The organism is Phenylobacterium sp. (assembly GCF_036563285.1).
GTDB lineage: Bacteria > Pseudomonadota > Alphaproteobacteria > Caulobacterales > Caulobacteraceae > Phenylobacterium.
This window is the reverse complement of record NZ_DATCMR010000011.1, coordinates 205,415-226,229: the sequence shown is the minus strand read 5'-3', so window position 1 is coordinate 226,229 and position 20,815 is coordinate 205,415. Positions and strand designations below refer to the sequence as shown.

Here is a 20,815-nt window from a genome sequence, read left to right as displayed (position 1 = left end):
GCTAGCGGGCGCGGCTGAGGTCGCGGGCCTTGGCGAGGCGCTCGACGCCGGCGTCGAGGGTGGCGTCGTGCTTGGGGAAGCACAGGCGCAGGATCGTGGTCACCGGCTGCTCTTCGTAGAAGGCGGAGACGGGGATCGCGGCGACGCCGGCGTGCTTCACGGCGCGCAGGGCGAAGTCGCGGTCGGCTTCGGTGACGCCGGAGGCGGGCAGGTCGACGTTGACGAAGTAGGTGCCCTGGCAGGGGAGGACGGCGAAACCCTCGCGGCTGAGGCCGTCGACCAGGCGGTCGCGGGAGCGCTCGAGGTCGCGCGGCATGTCGCGGAACCAGGCCTCGGAATTCTCCAGGCCCCAGGCGACGGCGGCCTGCAGGTTCGGCGGGGTGGTGAAGGTCAGGAACTGGTGGGCGCGGGCGAGCGTGTGGGTGAGCTGCGGCGCCGCGCACAGGAAGCCCACCTTCCAGCCGGTGAGGCCGAACATCTTGCCGGCCGAGCCGATCTTCACGGTCCGCTCGCGCATGCCAGGAAAGGCGATCAGCGGACGGTGGACCGCATTGCCGAACACCACCTGCTCCCAGACCTCGTCGCAGATGGCGACGGCGTCGTGGGCGACGCAGAATTCGGCCAGGAGGGCCAGGTCCTGGTCCGGCAGCACGACGCCGGCCGGATTGATTGGGTTGTTGAGCACCACGAACTTCGCCCCGCCGGAGAAGGCCTCCTCCAGCATGGCGCGGTCGAAGCGCCATGACGGCGGCTGCAGGCTGACCAGGCGCGGGACTCCGCCCGCGCGGCGGATCAGCGGCAGGTAGGCGTCGTAGAAGGGCTGGAAGACCACCACCTCGTCGCCGGGCTCGACCAGGCCGAAGAAGGCCGCGGCCAAGGCCTCGGTGGCGCCGGAGGTGACGGTGACCTCCGCCTGCCAGTCGAGGTCGAGACCCTGGTGGCGGCGGTAGTGCCCGGCCACCGCTCGGCGCAGCTCCGGGATGCCGGCCATGGGCGGATACTGGTTGTAGCCGGTGAGCACCGCCTCGGCGGCCTTGGCGCGGATCGCCTCCGGCCCCGGCGCGTCGGGGAAGCCCTGGCCGAGGTTCACCGCGCCCAGGGTGCGCGCCAGTCCCGACATCTCCTCGAAGATGGTCGTCGGGATGGTTGAGAAAATCGCATTGGTCATCGCGGCCGGTTTTCGCTTCACTTGTCGGCGAAGACCAGCCCGACGGAGGCGCGCATGGAGATCGTCGAGTATCGCCCCGAGCACGCCGAGGCGTTCCGGATGCTCAACGAGGCGTGGATCGCCAAGCACTTCGTCATCGAGCCGAAGGACCGTGAGGTGCTGGAGGACCCGCAAGGCAAGATCCTCGCGAAAGGCGGCAGGATCTTCATGGCGGTGCGGGACGGGCGCGCGGTCGGCTGCGTAGCCATGCTGAAGATGGGGGACGGCGGCTACGAGGTGGCCAAGATGACGGTGTCCGAAGACCTGCGCGGCTCCGGCCTGGGCAAGGGTTTGATGCAGCGGTGCATCGAAGAGGGGGAAAGGCTGGGCGCTCGGCGACTCTACCTGGAGACCAACTCGGGCCTGGCGCCGGCCCTGGCGCTCTATCGGTCGATGGGGTTCAAGGACCTGGCGCCGGCGGAGACGGAATACGCCCGCGCCGACGTCTTCATGGAGCGGCCGTACTAGCTCCGCGCGGCCAGCACCACGCCCAGCAGCACCGCGGCCCAGTGCGCGCCGGCGGCGGCGACCACGTGGCCGTGCCAGATGGCGCGGGCGAACTTCAGGCGCTTGTTCACGTAGAAGACCACGCCGGTGGAGTAGAGCACGCCGCCGGTCAGCAGCAGGGCCAGCGCATACCAGGCGAGGTTGTCGATCATCGGCCCGAGCGCCACGACCACCATCCAGCCCAGCGCCAGGTAGACGCCCACCCAGACCTTCCGGTCGACCCCTTTGAGGAACAGCTTGCCAAGCGCGCCGAAGGCCGCGATCGACCAGACCGCGCCGGTCATGCCCCACGCCCAGGCGCCCGGCAGGTGCAGGGTGAAGGGGGTGTAGGAGCCGGCGATCATCAGGAAGATGCCGGCGTGGTCGAGCCGGCGCAGGACCGGCCGGTACTTGTGGTGGCCGAAGTTGTAGGCGGTGGAGAACGCCAGCATGGCCAGCAGGCCAGCGGCATAGATGGCGCTGCCCACCACCAGGCTGATGCGCCCGGCCGCCACCGCCAGGATCAGCAGCACGATGCCGCCGACCAGGGCCAGCGTCAGGCCGACCACATGCACCACCAGGTCGGCGCACTTGGCGGCCGGGGTGGGGTAATGGCGCGGCGGCTTTACGAGGGGAGCGTCCATGGAGCCTCCATAGAGGCCCCAGATGTCACGCGTATGGCGGCGGCCGTCTAGTCCTCGCGCACGCGCTTCTTGCGGAAGCTGGGGTTGAGCACCTTCTTGCGCAGGCGGATGGACTTGGGCGTCACCTCCACCAGCTCGTCCTCCTCGATGTAAGCGATCGCCTGCTCGAGGGTCGGGCGGCGCGGCGGGGTCAGGCGGACGGCCTCGTCCTTGCCGGAGGCGCGCACGTTGGTGAGCTGCTTGGCTTTCATCGGGTTGACGTCCAGGTCGTCGGACCGGGAGTTCTCGCCGATGATCATGCCCTGGTAGGTCTTCTCGCCGGCGCCGACGAACATGGTCCCGCGCTCCTCGAGGTTCCACAGGGCGTAGGCCGCGGTCTCGCCGTCGGAGTTGGAGACCAGCACGCCCTTGCGGCCGGCGTCGATGGGGCCCTTGTACGGCTCGTAGTGGCTGAAGACGCGGTTCAGGACGCCGGAGCCGCGGGTGTCGGTGAGGAACTCGCCCTGGTAGCCGATCAGCGAGCGGGACGGACTCATCAGCAGCAGGCGGGTCTTGCCGGCGCCGGACGGGCCCATGTCCTTCAGCTCGGCCTTCCGGGCCGACAGTTTCTCGATGACGATGCCGGTGAACTCGTCGTCCACGTCGATCATCACCTCCTCGATCGGCTCCAGCCGCTCGCCGGTCTCCGGGTCGGTCTGGAACACCACCCGCGGGCGGCTGATGGAGAGCTCGAAGCCCTCGCGGCGCATGCTCTCGATGAGCACGCCCAGCTGCAGTTCGCCGCGGCCGGCGACCTCGTAGGCGTCCTTCTCGGCGGTCTCGCTGACCCGGATGGCGACGTTGGACTCGGCCTCCTTCAGGAGCCGGGCGGCGATCACCCGGCTCTGCACCTTGTCGCCTTCGCGGCCGGCGAGCGGGCTGTCGTTGACCGAAACGGTCATGGAGATGGTCGGCGGGTCGATGGGCTGGGCCGGCAGGGCCTCGGTGACCTCCATGGCCGCCAGGGTGTCGGCGACCGTGGCCTTCGACAGGCCCGCGATGGCCACGATGTCGCCGGCCTCGGCGCCCTCGTCCACCGGCTGGCGCTTCAGGCCGCGGAAGGCCAGCACCTTGGTGATCCGGCCGCGCTCGATCTCCTTGCCGTCGATGCCCAGCGCATGGATCGGCAGCCCGGGGACCGCCTTGCCGGACTCGATGCGGCCGGTGAGCAGGCGCCCCAGGAAGGGATCGTTCTCGATCAGCACGGAGAGCATCTGGAAGGGCTCGTCCTTGCGCATCGCCGACCTGGGCTCCGGCACATGGTCGACGATGAGGTCGAACAGCGGCGCCAGGTTGTCGTTCGGCTTGGCCATGTCCAGCGTCGCCCAGCCGTTCTTGCCCGAGGCGTAGAGGTGCGGGAAATCCAGCTGCTCGTCGGTGGCGCCCATGGCGGCGAAGAGGTCGAAGGCCTCGTTCAGCACCCGGTCGGGATCGGCGTGCGGCCGGTCGACCTTGTTGAGGCACAGGATCGGGCGCAGGCCCATCTTCAGCGCCTTGCCCAGCACGAACTTGGTCTGCGGCATGACGCCTTCCTCGGCGTCCACCAGCAGCACGCAGCCGTCCACCATGCCGAGGATCCGCTCCACCTCGCCGCCGAAGTCGGCGTGGCCGGGCGTGTCGATGATGTTGATCCGCGTGTCGCCAGCCTTCCCGTGCCACAGCACGCTGGTGCACTTGGCCAGGATGGTGATCCCGCGCTCGCGCTCCTGGTCGTTGGAATCCATCGCGCGTTCGGCATGCGCCTCGTTGGCGCGGAACACGCCGGACTGGGCGAGCAGCTGGTCCACGAGCGTGGTCTTGCCGTGGTCGACGTGGGCGATGATGGCGATGTTGCGGAGCGACATGAGGACTTCGGGACTTTTCAGGAAAGGCGCGCTTGTAAGCGAGGCGAGGCCGCGCCGCCAGCCGAAGTTGTTCGGGGCGGGCGCGACGACTTGTGCGCTGCACCTAAGTGGGCGCGATGGCCGCTTGCAGCAACGTGCGGGAATGACGCACGTTTTTGCCGGATCTCCGTCAAATGGTGAAGTTTTTTGACGCCCATGGTTGCGCTTGGGTGCAGTGCAGCGTAATAGGATATGTGAGGCGTCGCTGACGTCTCCTGCCCTTGTTGGGCGTTTCCTCCCTATGAACTGGCCGCGCCCGCAAGCGCGGCCTTCTTTTTTAGGCGCTCTTCAGCGCGCTCCAGTCCGCCTGGGCGAGGGTGCGGGTGAGCGCCTCGATGTCGCCCTTCAGCTTGTCGAAGCCGCCGGTGGGGACGAGCTTGGCCTCGTCCAGGTAGAGGGCGCGGTTGATCTCGATCTGCAGGGCGTGGGTGCGCCGGGCCGGACGGCCGTAATGCTCGGTGGTGTATCCGCCGGCGTATGGGGTGTTGCGCGCCACCCGGTAGCCCAGCGCCTCCAGCTCGCGCTCCACCCGGGCGGTCAGCAGACCCGCGCAGGCCGCCCCGAAGCGGTCGCCCAGGACGATGTCGCAGGGCCGTTCGCGCCCCCCGGCCTTAGCCGCCGCGGCCGGCATGGAGTGCCAGTCGATCAGGATCGCGAAGCCGTGGGCGGCGTGCGCCTCGGCGATCAGCCTGGTCAGGGCCGAGTGGTAGGGCCGGTGGGCGCCCTCGATCCGGGCCCGGGCCTCGGCGAAGGTGAGCTTGCGGGCGTAGATCTCCTGGCCCTCCGACACCACCCGGGCGATGGCGCCCAGGCCGGCGGCGACGCGGGCGGTGCGAGCGCGGGCGAACTCCGGCAGCTCGTCGGCGAACATCGCCGGGTCGAGCTCGAAGGCCTCGCGGTTCAGGTCAATGTAGGCGCGGGCGAAGCGGGCGGCGATCACCGAGGCGCCGAGCCCGGCCGAGCCGGCGATCAGGTCGTCGACGAAGGCGTCCTCCGATCGGCGGATGGAGACCGCGTCCAGCGCGGCGGCGGCCATCATGTCGTCGGGGTAGAGCCGGCCGGAGTGCGGCGAGGCGAAAACCAGCGGCGTGGGCGGCGGCTCGCCGTCGGCCTGGGCGCGGCGCAGGTCAAAGGGATCCGCGCACGCGGCCGCATCCCCGGCGACGATCGGCTCCCAAGCGTTCATGCCGTGCATAGAACGCTCAGCGCCCGCATGGGTCAAAGGGTTCATCGCGCCTTTACTCCTGAAGCCTTAGGGTGGAGGCTTCATCCGCCAGCCGAACCGCTCGAGACATGCCCAGGATCCTCCTCGCCGAAGACGACGATTCCCTGCGCGGCTTCCTCGCGCGTGCGCTCGAGCGTGCGGGGTACGAGGTCACCGCCTGCGCCGACGGCGACGAGGCGGCCTCCATCCTGGACCAGGACTGGGACCTGCTGCTGACCGACATCGTCATGCCCGGCATGGACGGGATCGAGGTGGCCAGGCTCGCCGCCGCCCGTCACCCCGGCCTGCGGATCATGTTCATCACCGGCTTCGCCGCGGTGGCCCTCGCCGCCGAGGAAACCGCCCCGGCCGGCGCCAAGGTGCTGTCCAAACCCATCCACCTGCGCGAGATCGTCTCCGAGGTGGAGCGGATGATCGCGGCCTAGCCACGCGTCTGCTTGCGCCCCACGGGGCGCCCCGTTATATCCCCGCCTTCCCGAGACGACCGGATAAGGACGCGTAGCTCAGCGGGAGAGCACCTCGTTGACATCGAGGGGGTCGCTGGTTCGATCCCAGCCGCGTCCACCATCCTCCTGCCTGCCTCCAAATGATCTACAACCGGCGCATGGACGACCGTGCGCTGGAGGCGCTGCGCTGGCAGTTCGAGATGACGTGGCGGCTGGCCGAGCAGCACGTGCTGCCGCCGCTGACCGACGAAATGTGCCTGTGGGCGCCGGCGCCCCGGGCGTGGACGGTGCGGCGGGTGGGCGCCGAATGGGTCGCCGACTGGGCTGACGCGGAGCCGGATCCGCCGCCGGCAACCTCCATCGCCTGGATCGCCTGGCAGGCCGCCTGGTGGTGGTCGGAGGCGCTCGCCCGCGCCGAGGGCGCCCCGCCGCCCCGCCGCGAGGGCGTGCGCTACCCGGGCACGGCCGAGGGCGTGCGCGCGCAGCTGGGCGGGCTGGCGGTCCGCTGGCGCACCGTGCTGGCCAGCCTCGACGCCGAGGCGCTGGCGCGGCCCTCGACGTTCCCGTGGACTGAGCCGCAGCCGTTCGCGACCACGGTCGCCTGGGTCAATTCCGAGCTGATGAAGAACCTCGCCGAGATCGGCCTTCTCGGCCGGCTTCACCTGTCGCGCGAAAAATAATCGAACGGCGCTCGGCCAAAGCGGAACAATGGCCAGACCTCCACAGTTGGGCGCCGGCAAAACAAATGGCGCAGCTGAGGACGGATCACCCTTCCGAGTGCGCCCCAGATGGTCACGCTTGGAGAGCTACACACTATGGCCCACTACCTGAAGATCGCGACGATCGCCCTGGCCGGCCTCGCCGCCACCGCCTGCGCCTCTGGTCCGCGCGAGATGGCGCGGTCCGAGGCCATCAGCCTCGCCAACAGCGCGCCGAGCGTCGCCGCTTCGCGGGCCCATGAGACCACCGGCCTGGCGCTGATCACCTCCGGCGATCGCTGGACCGGCGCGAACATGCTGGAGAAGGCCGTCGACGGCTACGGCGATATCAGCTCGCGCTTCAACCTCGCCACCGCCTACATGCAGACCGGCCGCTACGCCGAAGCCGCCAACCTGTACCGCGGGCTCACCAACGACGGCCAATTCGTCTGGGCCACCACCCGGCGCGACGTCCGCAACCAGCTGCCGCCGCGGCGCTTCAACATCGCCGACGAGTCGGCCCGCCGCCTGGCGCTGATCGAAGGCCGCACGACCTTCGCGTCCGCCAGCGGAGCGGTCGCCGCCGGCGCGTTCGGCACCCCGGTCGCCGCCGTCGTCGGCGTGCCGGCGACCAGCGGCCGGATCTCGGACGCCGAGGCGCTGCGGCGCGACGGCATCCAGTAAGCGCGTTCCAGGAGAGCAGGGGAGGGGCCGGGACGGCGACGTCCCGGCCCTTCTTCGTATCAGCCGCTGTAACATCCGTCCCAGCTGCGCCGCATGCGACCTGCGGCTGTAAAATGTAGGGCGACACGGGTGTTGCGCAGGCGCCGCGTTCGCCGTCCATCGTTAGGCGAACGCTGACATTCCACTGGCGCAAGTCCTGGCTTTCCCCCCTCATTCGTGACGCTCAGCCACCCCGCGGCCCCTGGCCGGAGAGGGGGGCGACGGGAGGAAAGCGATGACCAAGAGCAGGTTCTTCTGCAGCGCGTCCGCCGTTGCGGCGACGCTGGCTTTGGGCTGGGCGGCCGAGGCGGCTGCGCAGCAGGCCTCGGCCGCGCCCACGAACGAGGTGACCGAAGTGGTGGTCACCGGCTCCTTCATCCGCGGCACGCCGGAAGACGCGGCTCTGCCGGTGGACGTGCTGGGCGCCGAAGAACTGGAGAAGCAGGGCTCGCCGTCGACGGTCGAGCTGATGAAGGCGCTGCCCGCCTCCAACGGCGTGATCGGCGACACGAACCAGTTCGACGCCCGCGCGCAGGGCGCGGAAGGCGCCGCCACCGTCAACCTGCGCGGCCTGGGCGCCGCGCGCACGCTGGTGCTGTTCAACGGCCGGCGCATGGTGACCGCGCCGATCGGCCAGGGCGCGCCGGACATCAACCTGCTGCCGTCGGCCGCTATCGGCCGGATCGAGGTGCTGAAGGAAGGCGCTGCGGCGACCTACGGCTCCGATGCCATCGGCGGGGTGGTGAACTTCATCACGCGCAAGAACTTCGACGGGCTGGAGGTCGGCGGCTCCTACCGCTTCATCGACGGCTCCGACGGCGACTGGAACGCCCAGGCGCTGTGGGGCAAGGACTTCGGCAGCTTCAACATCCTGCTCTCGGCCGGCTACCAGCACCGCTCCGAGCTCTCGATCCTGGAGCGCGACTTCACCCAGGTGCCCTACTTCACCAGCCCCGAGAGCGGCTGGTCGACCGGGAACGCCGTCTCGACCTTCCTGCCGCTGGCCCCGACAGCGACCGGCGGCTTCACGCCCGCGGCGGGGCTGCAGCGGGACGTGGGCTGTGCGCCGCTGGGCGGGGTGCCCACCTTCAGCGGCACGACCCCGGCCTGCGCCTGGAACTACACGCCCTACGACAATCTCGTGGAGCGCGAAGACCGGTTCCAGCTCTACGGCGAGCTGAACTGGGACATCGCCGACAACCACCGCTTCCACCTGGAGGGTCTCTACTCGGAGACCGACACGCCGGAGTGGGCCACCTCGCCCTCGTACCTGGCGCTGCAGGCGCCCACCGCGACCACCAGCCCCGCCGTCGCTTCCGGGCTCGCCGCCGGCTACTTCGTGCCGGCGACCAATCCGGGGTTCGTGCTCTACCGGCAGCAGAACCCGACGCAGCTCCCGGCCTTCGCCACCGGCGCATATTTCCCGGGCGTGCTCTACCGGCCGCTCAGCTTCAGCGGCAACCCGCTGTTCGGAGACGGCTCGTCGCGGGGCACGCGTAAATTCAAGGCCTGGCGCCTGTCGGGAGGCTTCAACGGCGAGTTCGACAACGGCATCGGCTACGACGTGGCCGCGACCTACATGACCGACAACCTGGTCCGGGTGGGCTACGACACCGTGGTCAGCCGGTTCCAGCTCGCGCTGCGCGGCCTTGGCGGCCCGAACTGCACCGGGACCACGCCGGGCGCCAACGGCTGCATGTGGTTCAACCCGTTCTCGAACGCCATTCAGACCAACTACATCACCGGCCAGACCAACCCGAACTTCAACGCCTCCGTCGCGAACAGCCCGGAGCTGATCCGCTGGTTCTTCCAGCCGACGGGCACGGACCTGACGAGCACCATCTTCGTGGCCGACGCCGTGCTGAATGGGGAGCTCGGCTTCGAGCTCGGAGGCGGCGCGATCGGCTGGGCCGCGGGCATGCAGTACCGGAAGGAGTGGTATGAGGCCGAGTACGACCTGCTGACCGACCTCAACCGCACCCCCTGCATCGACACGCCGGTGAACGGCAGCACCACCTGCACCGTCCGCAACGGACCCTTCATGTTCCTGGGCGGCGGCACGCCTGCGGACCTGTCGGGCGACGTGTGGGCGGCCTTCGGCGAAGTCAGCCTGCCGTTCTCCGACGCGATCCAGGCCCAGCTGGCGGCCCGCTACGAGGACTATGGCGGGGCGGTCGGCTCGACCTTCAACCCGAAGCTCTCGGTCCGCTGGCAGCTCACCGACATGTTCGCCCTGCGCGGCACGGTGAGCACCACCTTCCGGGCGCCGCCGTTGACCAGCCTCGATCCCGGCCAGGTGACCAGCCTGCAATTCCTGGGCGGCGCCTTCCGGGCCGTGGACATCAGCGGCAATCCGGACCTCGAGCCGGAGACGGCCGACACCTATTCGATCGGCTTCCTGGCGAAGACCGGCGGCTTCCAGGCGGCCATCGACTTCTGGAACTTCGACTTCGCCAACCCGCTGGTGACCGAGCCCGTGGGCGGCATGTTCGCGACCCTCTTCCCGACCGGCGCAGGCACCGGCAACTGCGGCAACGCCGCCTTCGCGGGCCTGCAGTCGCGGTTCGTGTTCGGCACGGGACTAGCGTGCAACGTGGCCAACCTGTCGCGGATCCGCACCTTCGTGGTCAACGGGCCGGCGGTGCAGACCAACGGCGTCGACATACTGGTGAATTACGACGTCGACGATATCTGGGGCGGCCGCGCCGCGGTGGGCGCGACGGTCACCTATACGAACAAGTACTCGGTGGCCGCGACCACGGTGGAGGGCGTCGTTGTGTCCCCCGCCTTCGAAGGCGTGAACAAGCTCAACTACCAAACCCAGATCGTGCCGGTGCCGAACTGGAAGGCCCAGGCCTTCGCGGAATACTCGACCGGGCCGCACAACATCCGCCTGACGCTGAACCACATCGACAGCTACGTGGACCAGCGGACCTCGCCCTACCTGCCCAACGTGCTGCAGGACGCGACGGGCGCCCCGGTGCCCAAGTCCAACAAGGGCCAGAAGATCGACGCCTTCACGACGCTGGACGCCACCTACCGCTTCCAGGCGCCGTGGGACACGACCATCATCCTCGACATCGACAACCTGTTCGACACCGACCCGCCGTTCGCGCGGCTGGACCTGGGCTACGACCCGTTCACTGCCAACCCGCTCGGCCGGACCATCAAGCTGAGCGCGACGAAGCGGTTCTAGGCGCGGCCGATACCCCCTTCTGCGACGCCGCCGGTGCACCGGCGGCGTCTTCTTTGGTGCGCGGCTTTTATGCCACAGCCCCGATCGGCTGCTCGTTTGAGTCGCTGGAACGTGGCGGCCGGAACGGCTGGAGGCTCGGAATGCGCCCGTGAACCTCACAAGTTTCGCGGCCCTGGCTCCGAACGGAATATTTCGAAACTGCGGTATGAGAACGTTGTTTTGAGTGAGTAGTCTGACGCTGCGGAATCAAACACGTAGCGCAAAACCTCGTTCGGGCCCGCCGCGCCTGGTCCTCCGCATGTGTCGCCGCCGAAAAACTCTGGCGGCATTGGTTAAGCCGTCGGATGATCGGCGTGCTCAGGGTCTGAAAACCCCCGCGTCAGACGGGGCGAAGGGCCTCTTGAGGGGAGGAACATCATCATGTTGAAGAGCACATACTTCTGTGGCGGCTCCATTCTGGCCGTCGTTCTGGGCCTCGGCATTTCCACGACCGCCGCCGCCCAGGCCCCCTCCGAAGTGGAGGAGGTCATCGTCACCGGCTCGTTCATCGCCGGGACGCCCGAGGACGCGGCCCTGCCCGTCGATGTCGTCAACGCCCAGGAGATCGAACGTCGCGGCTCGCCCAGCATGGTGCAGCTCATCAAGACGATCCCCTCGTCAGGCGCGGTGATCGGCGAGAACAACCGCTTCGGCGCCGGCAACGGCACCGCCACCATCAACCTGCGCAACCTGAACTCCGCCGCCACCGGCGCGCGCACGCTGGTGTTGTTCAACGGCCGGCGTGTGGCTTTTACCACCCGCTCGCTCGGCTCGGTCGACGTGAACAGCTTTCCCACGGCCGCCATCGCGCGGGTCGAGGTGCTGAAGAGCGGCGCGGCCGCCACCTACGGCTCCGACGCGATCGGCGGTGTGGTGAACTTCATCACGCGGAAGAACTTCGACGGCCTGGAGCTCAACGCCAATTATCAGTTCATCCGGGGCTCCGACGGCGACTATGACCTCAGCGCAGTATGGGGTCACGCCAACGACCGCGGCAGCGTGCTGCTCATGGCGGGACACAGGGCGCGATCCCAGCTTTCCGTGTTCGAACGCGACTGGGCGATCCGGACCGGACCTGAGGGGTACCTGCAGAACCCGCTCGGCGGCTGGGCGGGCACCGGCAACCCGGGCCTCTACAACACCTCGCCCACGGCGCCCGTGGGCTCGCCCAACACCGGCTTCTCCAGCGCGAGCTTCACCGGCAACCTGATGGATATCGGCTGCGCCGTGAACGGCGGCGCGCCCTACGCCCTCACCACGGCCACCGTCAGTCCCACCGCGTGCAATTTCCAGTACACGGTGTTCGACAACCTGGTGGAGAACGAGAACCACTACACGCTCTACGGCGAGGTGAATTACGAGTTCACCGACGACATCGAGTTCCACGCCGAAGCGCTCTGGAACCGCAACCAGACGCCGCTGCAGCACTGGGCCCTGACCGGCCCCAACCAGTATCCGGCGCCGATCCTTGCGTCCGGCGCCTCGCCCGGCGGCGGCGTGTCGCCCTATCCGGCGACGGGCACCTCGGAGCAGTCGCGCTTCTACATCCCGAACACCAACCCGGGCCTGGTCGCGCTCGTCCAGCAGATCAACGCCGCCAGCTGCACGTCGGGACCCCTGCCGTACGGGGTCGACGCCGCCAGTTGCGCCACGGGCCTGGCCGCCGCGCGCGCCCAGGTCGCCAACGCGGCGCTCCATGGCGTGACCGCCAGCCAGACGGCCTGGCGGCCGGTGGGCTTCGCCGGGGCCGCCCACGAGGACGACCGGCACTCGCACTACACCTACAACACCGACACCTGGCGTGCAGTGGGCGGCTTCCGCGGCAAGATCTGGCGCGACATCGGCTTCGACGCCTCGCTGGCGTACCAGGAGATCGACTACCGCTATAACCTCGAGGACACCTCGGTGAACCGCCTGCAGCTGGGCCTGCGGGGCTACGGCAGCCGGGATGGGCACGCGGACCAGTGCACCGCCGCCGAGACGAACAACTTCACGACCAACGCCGGCAACGCCTCGCTGGGCTGCTTCTATTTCAACCCCTTCGCCAACGCGATGGAGCAGAGCCTCTCGGCCGTGCCTGCCAACCCGTTCTACATCGGGTCGAGCGCGGTCCCCGGTTTCAACGAGGCCCAGGCCAACCGGGCGGCGCTGCTCGATTGGATGGTCGAGAAGCAGTACCAGACCAATACGACCAAGCTCTTCGTCGCCGACCTGATCTTCAACGGCGATACCGGGTGGCGACTCTGGGGCGAGGACTCCATCGCCTGGGCCGCCGGCGCCCAGTACCGGTGGGACCGTTACATCGAGAACCCCGACCCGCTGTACGACACCGAGGCGACGCCCTGCGTGGACAGCCCGCCGTTCGGCGACGGCGTGCCGCCCTGCCCGACCACGGGAACCGGCCCCTTCCTGTTCAACGCCAACAACAGCCCGTCCGACGTCTCACGCCAGATCACCTCGCTGTTCGCCGAAGTGCGCGTGCCGGTGACGGACGACCTGGAGGTGACGCTGGCGGGCCGCTACGAGGACTACCAGGGCCTGGGCAGCACCTCGAACCCCAAGCTCTCCGCGCGCTGGCAGGTCAACGAGTGGCTCGCCCTGCGCGGCTCGGTGGGCTCGACCTACCGCGCCCCTCTGGCGACCATCACCCAAGCGACCTTCGACCGGGGCCTGACCAACGCCAGCGGCACCTATCGGGCCAACGATCTCTACGGCAACCCGAACCTGAAGCCCGAGACGGCCGACACCCTCGACGCGGGCGTCATCCTGACGATCGGCCGCTTCAACGCGACCCTCGACTACTGGCAGTTCGACTTCAAGGACCAGCTGACCAGCGAGGCCACCGCCGACCTCCTGGCGCTGGCGATGCCCACCACCGGCGGCTGCGGCCCAGCGGCCCTGCTGGCGAGGCTCACCCTGACCTCGCCGTGCGATCCTGCGGCGACGGCGGCGGTGAACCGGGCGCGGATCCTCTCGTACCGCACGCAGTACATCAACGGCGGCGGCATCAAGACCTCCGGTCTGGACTTCCAGGCCAACCTGGACATCGGCGAGGCGCTGTGGGGCAACCTGCAGGCCGGCTTCGACGGCACCTGGCTTCTGGAGTACAAGGAAGCGCCGTACACGATCGAGGGCGTGCCCTCGAACGCCGCCGGCGTGATCGACCGGGTGGGCACCTTCCGCGCCTCGATCTTCACCGGCTACCACCAGCTCCGGGCCAACGCCTACGTGAACTGGTCGCGGGACGTGCATAACCTGAGGTGGCAGGTGCGGCACATCTCCTCGACCCGTCAGAGTGAGGCCACGGCCCTGTCGCTGGCGCTGAACGTGCGTAGCACGTCGAAGATCGACGAGTACTGGCAGCACGACCTGACCTACACGGGTCAGCTCCCCTGGGACGTCACCCTGACCCTGGGCGTGCAGAACATCTTCGACGCGGAGCCGCCCTTCGCGATCGGCACCCAGTACAACTACGATCCCGGCAGCGGTAACCCGCTGGGCCGCGTCTTCGTGGCTGGCGTCAAGAAGCGCTTCTGACCACCTGCGCGTCTGCCCCTCCCCGCTCGCGGGGAGGGGTTCTCGCTTACGGCCGCGCGCCCTTGGGCAGGGCGGCGATCTCGGCGGGCGTCAGCTTGCGCACGCTGCGCACCATGCAGCGTTGCGGGCCGAGCACCGAGGGCGAGATCACCTCGGCGTCCATGCCCGTGCAGATCGTCGAGCCGCCGCGGCTCCTGAGCGCGATCTGGTGGGCCCAGTCGATCTCGTGGCACGGCCCGAACATCTCGAACTGGAAGACCTCGCGAACGCCCACGCGCACGTTGAGGGTGCGGTCGTCCGGCGCAGCGAAGCCGTTGGCGTTGCGCGCCCAGAAGCACTGCTTCGCGGGCTTGGCCTTGGCGGGCGGCTCCACCGGCGAGGTGGCGCCGGCGAACTGCGGGGCGGCGGCGAGCGCCAGGACGGCCGCCACGGGCGCCGCCCAGATCAATTTCTTCAGCATTCCTTCGGTCCCTGGCTGGGTGTCCCCCGAAGACCTTGGAATATAGGGCGCGGTTCCGGCTTTAGGAATTGCTGCGCCGGGCGGCGCGGCGGGCGAAGCGGCCGGGATCGACCAACTCGGCGAGGTCGCGCGGCAGGGGCGAGGGCGCGCCGAGCGCCAGGGCGGCCACGTGCTCCGCCAGCAGGGGCGCGTGGGCAAAGCCGCGCGAGCCGAAGCCGGTGAGCAGCAGGACGCCGTCCGCCCCCGCTCCGGCCAGGGGCAGGCGGTCGGGCGTCATAGCGCGGATCGAGGCGCGGCCGGCGAGCTCGGCGCCTTCCAGCCGCGCGGCGAGGTCGGGAAAGGCGGCGGCCAGGGTCTCCAGGTTGCGGCGGTGGTCCTCGGCGCGGACGTCGATGGCTCCATCGCCGCGGTCGTGGGTGGCGCCGAACAGCAGGCCGTGGCGGATGGGCAGGACGTAGCCGCCCCACGCGGTCGCCGGGATGGGGGCCAGGCGGGTGTCGGTCCAGCTCGCCTGCCCGCGCACCGCCGTCAGCGGCAGGTCGGGCGCCAGGGTCGCGGAGTCCATGGCTGCGGCCACGATAACGGCGTCGGCCCACAGGATCTCGCCGCCTTGGGGGGTCTCGACCAGCCAGGCGTCGCCGTCGCGGCGAACCCCGCCCACCGTCGCGTGCACCACGGCCCCGATCCAGGCGTCCAGCACCGGGGCGGGCTCCAGGACGAGCGCGGTGCGTTGGTCCAGGCCCGCGTCGGAGGCTTCCAGGGCCTCGGGCTCGAAGAGCCCCGAGGCGGCGATCTTGGCGAACCGCTCGGCGTCGCGTGGGCCGGCGGCGAGTTGCCGAACGCCGCGCCTGAGGATCGCCTCGGGGCCGTCCTGTTCGTAGAGGCGCACGGCGCGTCCGAAGGCCTGGGCGAACAGGCGCGCCGGCGCGCCCAGGCCGGCGTCCAGGCGCGGCGTGACCAAGGCCGCGGGATTGCCGGAGCCCCCGGCGCCGGGATGGTCCTTCTCGATGACGACCGGCTCCGCGCCCAGAGCGCGCACGGCCCGGGCGGCCGAGGCGCCGGCGATCCCGCCGCCGATGACGGCGACGCGGCGCACGGCGGGATCCGGCGGCGCGCGCCCCGGCAGCCGGGCCTCCAGTCGCTCACGCTTGCGGCCGTAGCCCGGCCGCTTCTCCACCTCGAACCCCGCCGCCACGAGGCCGCGGCGAACCTGGCCGGCCACGGTGAAGGTGGCGGCCCGCGCGCCGGGCGCCGAGCGGGCCGCGACCAGGGCCAGGACATCGTCGCGCCACATGCCGGGATTAAGCGCCGGGGAGAAGCCGTCGAGGAACCAGGCGTCGGCCGCGCCTGACCAGCCCGCCAGCGCCTCGGCCACGTCCATCACCGCCACGTCGAGGATCGCGCCGAGCTCAGGTAGGTCGACCCGGTGGACGCCGCGGGCGCGGCCGGGCCAGCGCCTGGTCAGCAGCTCGACGACCGCGGAGAGCTCGGGCCAGCGCGCCAGGGCGCGGACGGACTCCTCGGCGGCGATCGGGTGCGCCTCGACGCTGAAGACGTGCAGTCGCGCGCCAGGCTCTCGGGTGCGGCCCCAGAGGTCGAGCAGGGCTGCGATGTTGAGGCCGGTCCCGAAGCCCAGTTCGGCCACCGTGAAGCGCCGGCGTCCGCTCCAGGCCTCGGGCAGTCCGCAGCCGGCCAGGAAGACGGTGCGGGTCTCGGCCAGGCCGTCCTGCGCCGAGAAGTAGACGTCGCCGAAGATCCGCGAGCGCGGGTGGCCGTCCTCGGTCCAGGTGAGCGGGGTCTGCGGCTCGTCCATGTCCCAAACGCAAAGAGGGCCGCCCTTTCGGGCGGCCCCCTCGTTAGCAGCGATCGCTGCCGGAAGCTTAGTGCTTCTCGGCCGGAGCGGTCGTGGTCGTGGTGGTGGTCGACGCAGCGGCGTCGCCGGCCGGCGCGGCCGGGGTCGCGGCGGTGTCGCCGGCGGCCTGGGCAGCGTTGGCAGCCGCGTCAGCGGCGGTGGCGGCGGCGTTCTGAGCCGTGTCGGCGGCGGCCGCGGCGGTGTTCGCCTCGGTGGTCGCTTCGGCGGCGGCGTCAGCCTTTTCCTCGGCCTTCGGGGTGCAGGCGGCGACGCCCAGAGCGGCGACGACGGCGCCGGCGATGGCCAGCTTGCGGAGCACTTCGGTCATATCCCTGATCCTCATCTAGGAGTGTCAACTGCGCCCGCCGGGCTTTGCGGAGTCCCCTCAGACGCGAGTGGGATATTGCGCTCGTTTGACGTGGGGGCAAGCCCTTTAATCACGGTTTCGTGATCACTTTTTTAGGCTTTGTGTCGCAGGCAGGCCGCGGCCGCGAGCGGCGCGCCTCTATTCGTTCGGCATGTTCGACAGCGCCTCTTCCAGCTCCAGGAAGCTGGGTTGGGCGCCGGATGGCACGCTGCCGCGGCCGATCTCCACCGAAATCTGGGCGGCGTTGCCGTGCAGGTGAGCGACCAGGACGGATTGGATGATCTTGTAGAAGGAGCTCTCCTCCTCGACGATCTCCTTCATCCGGGTCGCGATCGGTCCGACCATGCCGTAGGCCAGGAACACGCCGAGGAAGGTGCCGACGAGCGCCGAGCCGATCATTTCGCCGAGGATCTCCGGCGGCTCGGTGATGGCGCCCATGGTTTTGATGACCCCCAGCACGGCGGCCACGATGCCCAGCGCCGGGAGCGCGTCGGCCAGGCTCTGCATAGCGTGCGGCGGCTGCAGCGCCTCGTGGTGGTGCTTCTCGAGTTGCTTCTCCATCGCGTCCTCGACCTGGTGCGGATCCTCCAGGTTCATGGTCATCATCCGCAGGGTGTCGCAGATGAAGTCGATGGCGAAGTGGTCCTTCATGATCTTCGGGAAGCGGGTGAAGATCGTGGATTCCTTCGGGTTCTCGATGTGGCTCTCGAGCGCGATGACACCCTTCGTCTTCATGGTCTTGGTGAGCAGGAAGAGCAGGGAGAGCAGGTCGCGGTAGTCGGCAGGCTTCCACTTCGGGCCGGCGAACGCCTTGCCCACGCCGGCGCCGGTGCCCTTGATGACCGGCAGCGAGTTAGCGATCAGGAAGCTCGCCACGCCCGCGCCGCCGATGGCCATCATCTCGTGAGGCAGGGCGTGGGTGATCACGCCCATGTTGCCGCCGGAAATGATGTAGCTGCCGAAGACCAGCGCGAACAGCAGCACCAGGCCGATGATCTGGAACATGGACGTAGGGGCTCCCGGTAGTCCCGCGGAGCATCGGGGTTAATGCTTAATGGCCGGTGAGCACGCATTCGGGGTGGCGCCCGGCGCCGGCCGCCCTTAAGCCCGGACCATGCCCGCCCCCGCCGCCCCCGAGAGCGCGCTCCCGCGCAAGGCGTTCGCCATCATCTTCGGCGTCTCGCTGGCGACGGCCATGGGCAACACCGGCCTGATCTCGGTGCTGCCGGCGATCGGGCGGTCCATCGGCATCCCGGACGAGCTGGTGGTGGCGATCTTCTCGCTGTCGGCCCTGCTGTGGGCCTTCTCATCGCCCTGGTGGGCGAGGGCGTCGGACCGCTACGGGCGCAAGCCGCTGATGCTGGTGGGCCTGGCCGGCTTCATGGTCTCCATGGCGCTGTGCGGCGTGGTGGTCAGCGCGGGCCTGCGGCACCTGGCGGCTCCCCTGGTAATCTTCGTGCTGTTCCTGCTGGCCCGGGCGCTGTTCGGCCTGTTCGGGGCGGCCTCGAACCCCGCTACCCAGGCCTATGTCGCGGAGCGCACCCCGCCGGAGAAGCGGACCCAGGCCATGGCCAACCTGGCGGGCGCGTTTGGGCTCGGGACCGTGATCGGCCCGTTCCTCGCGCCGCTCTTCATCTTCCCCGTCGTGGGACTCGCCGGGCCGCTGTTCACCTTCGCGCTCATCGCCGGCGCCATGCTGCTCGTCGTCTGGCGCTATCTGCAGGACGCGCCGGTGCCGCAGGAGGCCAAGCGGCCGCGCCGGCCCGTGACCGGTGCGAAACGCGACACCCCCATGTGGCGCGACCCCCGCGTGACGCCCTTCCTGATCTACGGCTTCGTCGTCGCCTCGTGTCAGACCGCTCAGGCCCAGACGCTGGGCTTCCTGATCATCGACAAGCTCGGGTTCTCCCCGGCCCAGGCCCAGGGGTTCATCGCCATTGCCATGATGTTCGGGGCGGTCGCCGGGCTGCTTGCGCAGTGGGGTGTGATCCGCATGTTCGAGATGACGCCGCGCCAGCTGCTGCGCTGGGGCGTGGGCGTGGCGGCGCTGGGCAACCTGATGGTCGCCCTGTCGCCCGATTACTGGACCGTGGTGGCGGGCTACGCGGTCTCGTCCCTCGGCTTTGGCCTGGCGCGGCCCGGGTTCACGGCCGGCGCCTCGCTGGCCGTCGGCATGGGCGAGCAGGCCCGCGCGGCCGGGGCCATCGCGGCGGTGAACGGGATCAATGTGGTGCTCGCGCCGCTGTTCATGAGCCTCTACCGGCACATGCAGTCCGCGCCTTTCCTGCTGAACCTGGCCCTGCTGATCGGCATGGGCGTATTCGCCTTCACCAACCGCCAGTTAAAGAACGCCGACCCGCAGCCCGCCAGCCGCGAGGCGGCGACGATGGCCACCCTGGAGAAGAGCGACGAGGGGGGTTCGCCCTAGCTCGCGCCGGCTTCGGTCTTAAGCTTCTGGACCATGGCCGGCGAGAGGTAGCCGTCGGCGACGAGGCCGCGGGCCTTCTGCCAGTCGCGCAGCGCCTTGCGGGTGCCGGCGCCCACGACGCCGTCCGGCTGGCCGGGATCGAAGCCCAGGGCCGCCAGCGCCCGCTGCGCGGTCATGCGGTCGACGAGGGCGAGCGGGGTCTCGTCGGGCCAAGCCCTGGCGAGCTTCCCCTGGCCGGTGAAACTGTCGGCGAGCATGCCGACGCCCAGCGCATAGGCCAGGCTGTTGTTGTACTTGCGGATCGCGAAGTGGTTCGGGAACAGCAGGAAGGCGGGCCCGCCGGCGCCGGCGGGGGCCACCAGCTGGGCCTGGGCGGTGGCGTCCCCCGGGCTCCAGGGCAGGCCGTCGGCGCGCTTGACCCCCTTGGCCTCCCACTCCGAGGGCGTGAGCCGCGGGCCCTCGGTGACGCTCCAGTCGAAGCCGTCAGGGACAGAGACCTCGCGCGCCCAGCTCTGGCCGGCCACCCAGCCGGCCTTCTTCAGCAGGTTGGCGGCCGAGGCCAGGGCGTCGGCCTGCGAGCCCCAGATGTCGCGCTTGCCGTCGCCGTCGAAGTCGACTGCCGTGGAGGCGAAGGTCGTGGGGATGAACTGGGTCTGGCCCATGGCGCCGGCCCAGGAGCCCTTCAGCCGGCTCCGCGGGTGCTCGCCGGCCTGGATCACCTTCAGGACTGCGATCAGCTCGCCCTCGGCCCAGTCGCGCCGGCGGCCCTGCGCGGCCAGGCTGGCCAGGGAGCGGACCACGTCCATGTCGCCCTGGATCGCCCCGAAGCCGCTCTCCAGGGCCCAGATGGCCAGCAGGATGTCGCGTGGGACGCCGTACTTCTCCTCGACGGCGGCCAGGAACGTCAGGTCGGCGCGGCGGCGGGCCCCGATCGCCGCCCGGTCGCCGCTGACCACGCCCTTGAGGTAGTCGCTGACCGGCTTGGAAAACTCCGGCTGGCGGCTGTCGAGGCTGGTGGCCCGCGGATCGGGCGTCAGGCCGGCGAGTTCGCGGTCCAGGGTCTCGCGGGTGACGCCCGCGGCGAGCGCGCGGGCGTAGAACTGCTGCGCCCAGACGTCGAACACCATGTCGCCGGAGGCGGTGGGCGGCGTGATCGGCCCGGCCGGCGCCTTCGGGACCTCGGCGACGTGCGGCGGCGTGGACTCCGGCGCAGGCGGCACGGGCGTCTTGCCGGCGGGCGTGGCGCAACCGGCCAGGACGTAGAGGAGAATCAGGGCGTATCGGCGGCGCATGGGCAGAGTCTAGTATCCGACGGCTGGGGCCGGAACATGACAACGCGGTCGCAGGCGAAACCGTTGACTCAAGGCAGGCCCGCCCGTATATGCCGCCGCTCTCTTGTTGAACCCAAGGACGCGGGGCGCGTCCATGCGCCCAGAGATTAGGTCATGAAGGTCAGAAGCTCGCTCAAGTCGCTCAAGACGCGTCACCGCGACTGCAAGCTCGTGCGCCGCAAGGGCCGGGTCTACATCATCAACAAGACCGACCCGCGCTTCAAAGCCAAGCAGGGCTAAGCGCCGCTTCGGCC

Annotated in this window: 17 protein-coding genes and 1 tRNA gene; 9 read left to right on the top strand and 9 right to left on the bottom strand. The window is 69.9% G+C overall.

The features are described 5' to 3' along the window. Position 1: 1 nt before the first annotated feature. Positions 2 to 1,168 (bottom strand): aminotransferase, encoded by a 1,167-nt coding sequence (locus VIL76_RS11800; protein ID WP_332045230.1) that lies wholly within the window; start codon positions 1,166 to 1,168, stop codon positions 2 to 4. 54 nt (positions 1,169 to 1,222) lie between these two features. On the opposite strand from VIL76_RS11800, the gene VIL76_RS11795 reads away from it, so the two are divergent. After that, a complete protein-coding gene (locus VIL76_RS11795; protein ID WP_332045229.1) occupies positions 1,223 to 1,675 on the top strand; it encodes a GNAT family N-acetyltransferase in 453 nt (150 codons plus the stop codon). On the opposite strand, the gene trhA is transcribed toward VIL76_RS11795, so the two are convergent. The 3 genes from trhA to VIL76_RS11780 form a co-directional block, all read right to left on the bottom strand. Next, positions 1,672 to 2,337: a PAQR family membrane homeostasis protein TrhA gene (gene trhA, locus VIL76_RS11790; RefSeq protein WP_332045228.1), complete on the bottom strand. Its 666-nt coding sequence runs from the start codon at positions 2,335 to 2,337 to the stop codon at positions 1,672 to 1,674. The two genes, VIL76_RS11795 and trhA, sit on opposite strands and share 4 nt — an antisense overlap. Before the next feature lie 47 nt (positions 2,338 to 2,384). Next, entirely contained in the window at positions 2,385 to 4,220 is a 1,836-nt protein-coding gene (gene typA / locus VIL76_RS11785) for a translational GTPase TypA (RefSeq protein ID WP_332045227.1), read from the bottom strand. A 316-nt stretch (positions 4,221 to 4,536) separates the two neighbouring features. Next, positions 4,537 to 5,445 carry an N-formylglutamate amidohydrolase gene (locus VIL76_RS11780; RefSeq protein WP_332045226.1) on the bottom strand — a complete coding sequence of 303 codons (909 nt, stop codon included), beginning with the start codon at positions 5,443 to 5,445 and terminating at the stop codon, positions 4,537 to 4,539. 107 nt (positions 5,446 to 5,552) lie between these two features. Between VIL76_RS11780 and cpdR the strand changes: the two genes are divergently transcribed. From cpdR to VIL76_RS11750, 6 genes are all read left to right on the top strand, one after another. Then, positions 5,553 to 5,909, top strand: a complete 357-nt coding sequence (gene cpdR, locus VIL76_RS11775) for a cell cycle two-component system response regulator CpdR (RefSeq protein WP_332045225.1) — start codon at positions 5,553 to 5,555, stop codon at positions 5,907 to 5,909. Positions 5,910 to 5,976: 67 nt separating this feature from the next. Beyond that, positions 5,977 to 6,051: transfer RNA gene (locus VIL76_RS11770), tRNA-Val, on the top strand. A gap of 37 nt (positions 6,052 to 6,088) precedes the next feature. After that, a complete protein-coding gene (locus VIL76_RS11765; RefSeq protein ID WP_332045224.1) occupies positions 6,089 to 6,610 on the top strand; it encodes a DinB family protein in 522 nt (173 codons plus the stop codon). A gap of 135 nt (positions 6,611 to 6,745) precedes the next feature. Next, positions 6,746 to 7,312, top strand: a complete 567-nt coding sequence (locus VIL76_RS11760) for a hypothetical protein (RefSeq protein ID WP_332045223.1) — start codon at positions 6,746 to 6,748, stop codon at positions 7,310 to 7,312. Positions 7,313 to 7,586: 274 nt separating this feature from the next. Further along, on the top strand, positions 7,587 to 10,547 hold the full coding sequence (locus VIL76_RS11755; RefSeq protein WP_332045222.1) for a TonB-dependent receptor domain-containing protein: 2,961 nt from the start codon (positions 7,587 to 7,589) through the stop codon (positions 10,545 to 10,547). 420 nt (positions 10,548 to 10,967) lie between these two features. Further along, positions 10,968 to 14,123 (top strand): TonB-dependent receptor domain-containing protein, encoded by a 3,156-nt coding sequence (locus VIL76_RS11750; RefSeq protein WP_332045221.1) that lies wholly within the window; start codon positions 10,968 to 10,970, stop codon positions 14,121 to 14,123. Positions 14,124 to 14,169: 46 nt separating this feature from the next. Here the strand turns inward: VIL76_RS11750 and VIL76_RS11745 are convergent, their stop codons facing one another. The 4 genes from VIL76_RS11745 to motA form a co-directional block, all read right to left on the bottom strand. Next, positions 14,170 to 14,583 carry a DUF6491 family protein gene (locus tag VIL76_RS11745; RefSeq protein ID WP_332045220.1) on the bottom strand — a complete coding sequence of 138 codons (414 nt, stop codon included), beginning with the start codon at positions 14,581 to 14,583 and terminating at the stop codon, positions 14,170 to 14,172. Positions 14,584 to 14,644: 61 nt separating this feature from the next. Next, positions 14,645 to 16,396, bottom strand: coding sequence for a tRNA (5-methylaminomethyl-2-thiouridine)(34)-methyltransferase MnmD (gene mnmD / locus VIL76_RS11740; protein WP_332045219.1), 1,752 nt, complete (start codon positions 16,394 to 16,396; stop codon positions 14,645 to 14,647). A gap of 67 nt (positions 16,397 to 16,463) precedes the next feature. After that, on the bottom strand, positions 16,464 to 16,763 hold the full coding sequence (locus tag VIL76_RS11735) for a hypothetical protein (RefSeq protein WP_332045218.1): 300 nt from the start codon (positions 16,761 to 16,763) through the stop codon (positions 16,464 to 16,466). Positions 16,764 to 16,940: 177 nt separating this feature from the next. Continuing rightward, positions 16,941 to 17,807, bottom strand: coding sequence for a flagellar motor stator protein MotA (motA, locus tag VIL76_RS11730; protein WP_332045217.1), 867 nt, complete (start codon positions 17,805 to 17,807; stop codon positions 16,941 to 16,943). A gap of 109 nt (positions 17,808 to 17,916) precedes the next feature. Here motA and VIL76_RS11725 point away from each other — a divergent pair, with 109 nt between their 5' ends. Then, positions 17,917 to 19,230, top strand: a complete 1,314-nt coding sequence (locus VIL76_RS11725; protein WP_332045216.1) for an MFS transporter — start codon at positions 17,917 to 17,919, stop codon at positions 19,228 to 19,230. On the opposite strand, the gene VIL76_RS11720 is transcribed toward VIL76_RS11725, so the two are convergent. Continuing rightward, on the bottom strand, positions 19,227 to 20,522 hold the full coding sequence (locus VIL76_RS11720; RefSeq protein ID WP_332045215.1) for a lytic murein transglycosylase: 1,296 nt from the start codon (positions 20,520 to 20,522) through the stop codon (positions 19,227 to 19,229). The two genes, VIL76_RS11725 and VIL76_RS11720, sit on opposite strands and share 4 nt — an antisense overlap. A gap of 153 nt (positions 20,523 to 20,675) precedes the next feature. On the opposite strand from VIL76_RS11720, the gene ykgO reads away from it, so the two are divergent. Continuing rightward, the gene (gene ykgO / locus VIL76_RS11715; RefSeq protein WP_111513452.1) at positions 20,676 to 20,801 is read left to right on the top strand and encodes a type B 50S ribosomal protein L36; all 126 of its coding nucleotides are present in this window, start codon (positions 20,676 to 20,678) and stop codon (positions 20,799 to 20,801) included. Positions 20,802 to 20,815 lie beyond the last annotated feature (14 nt).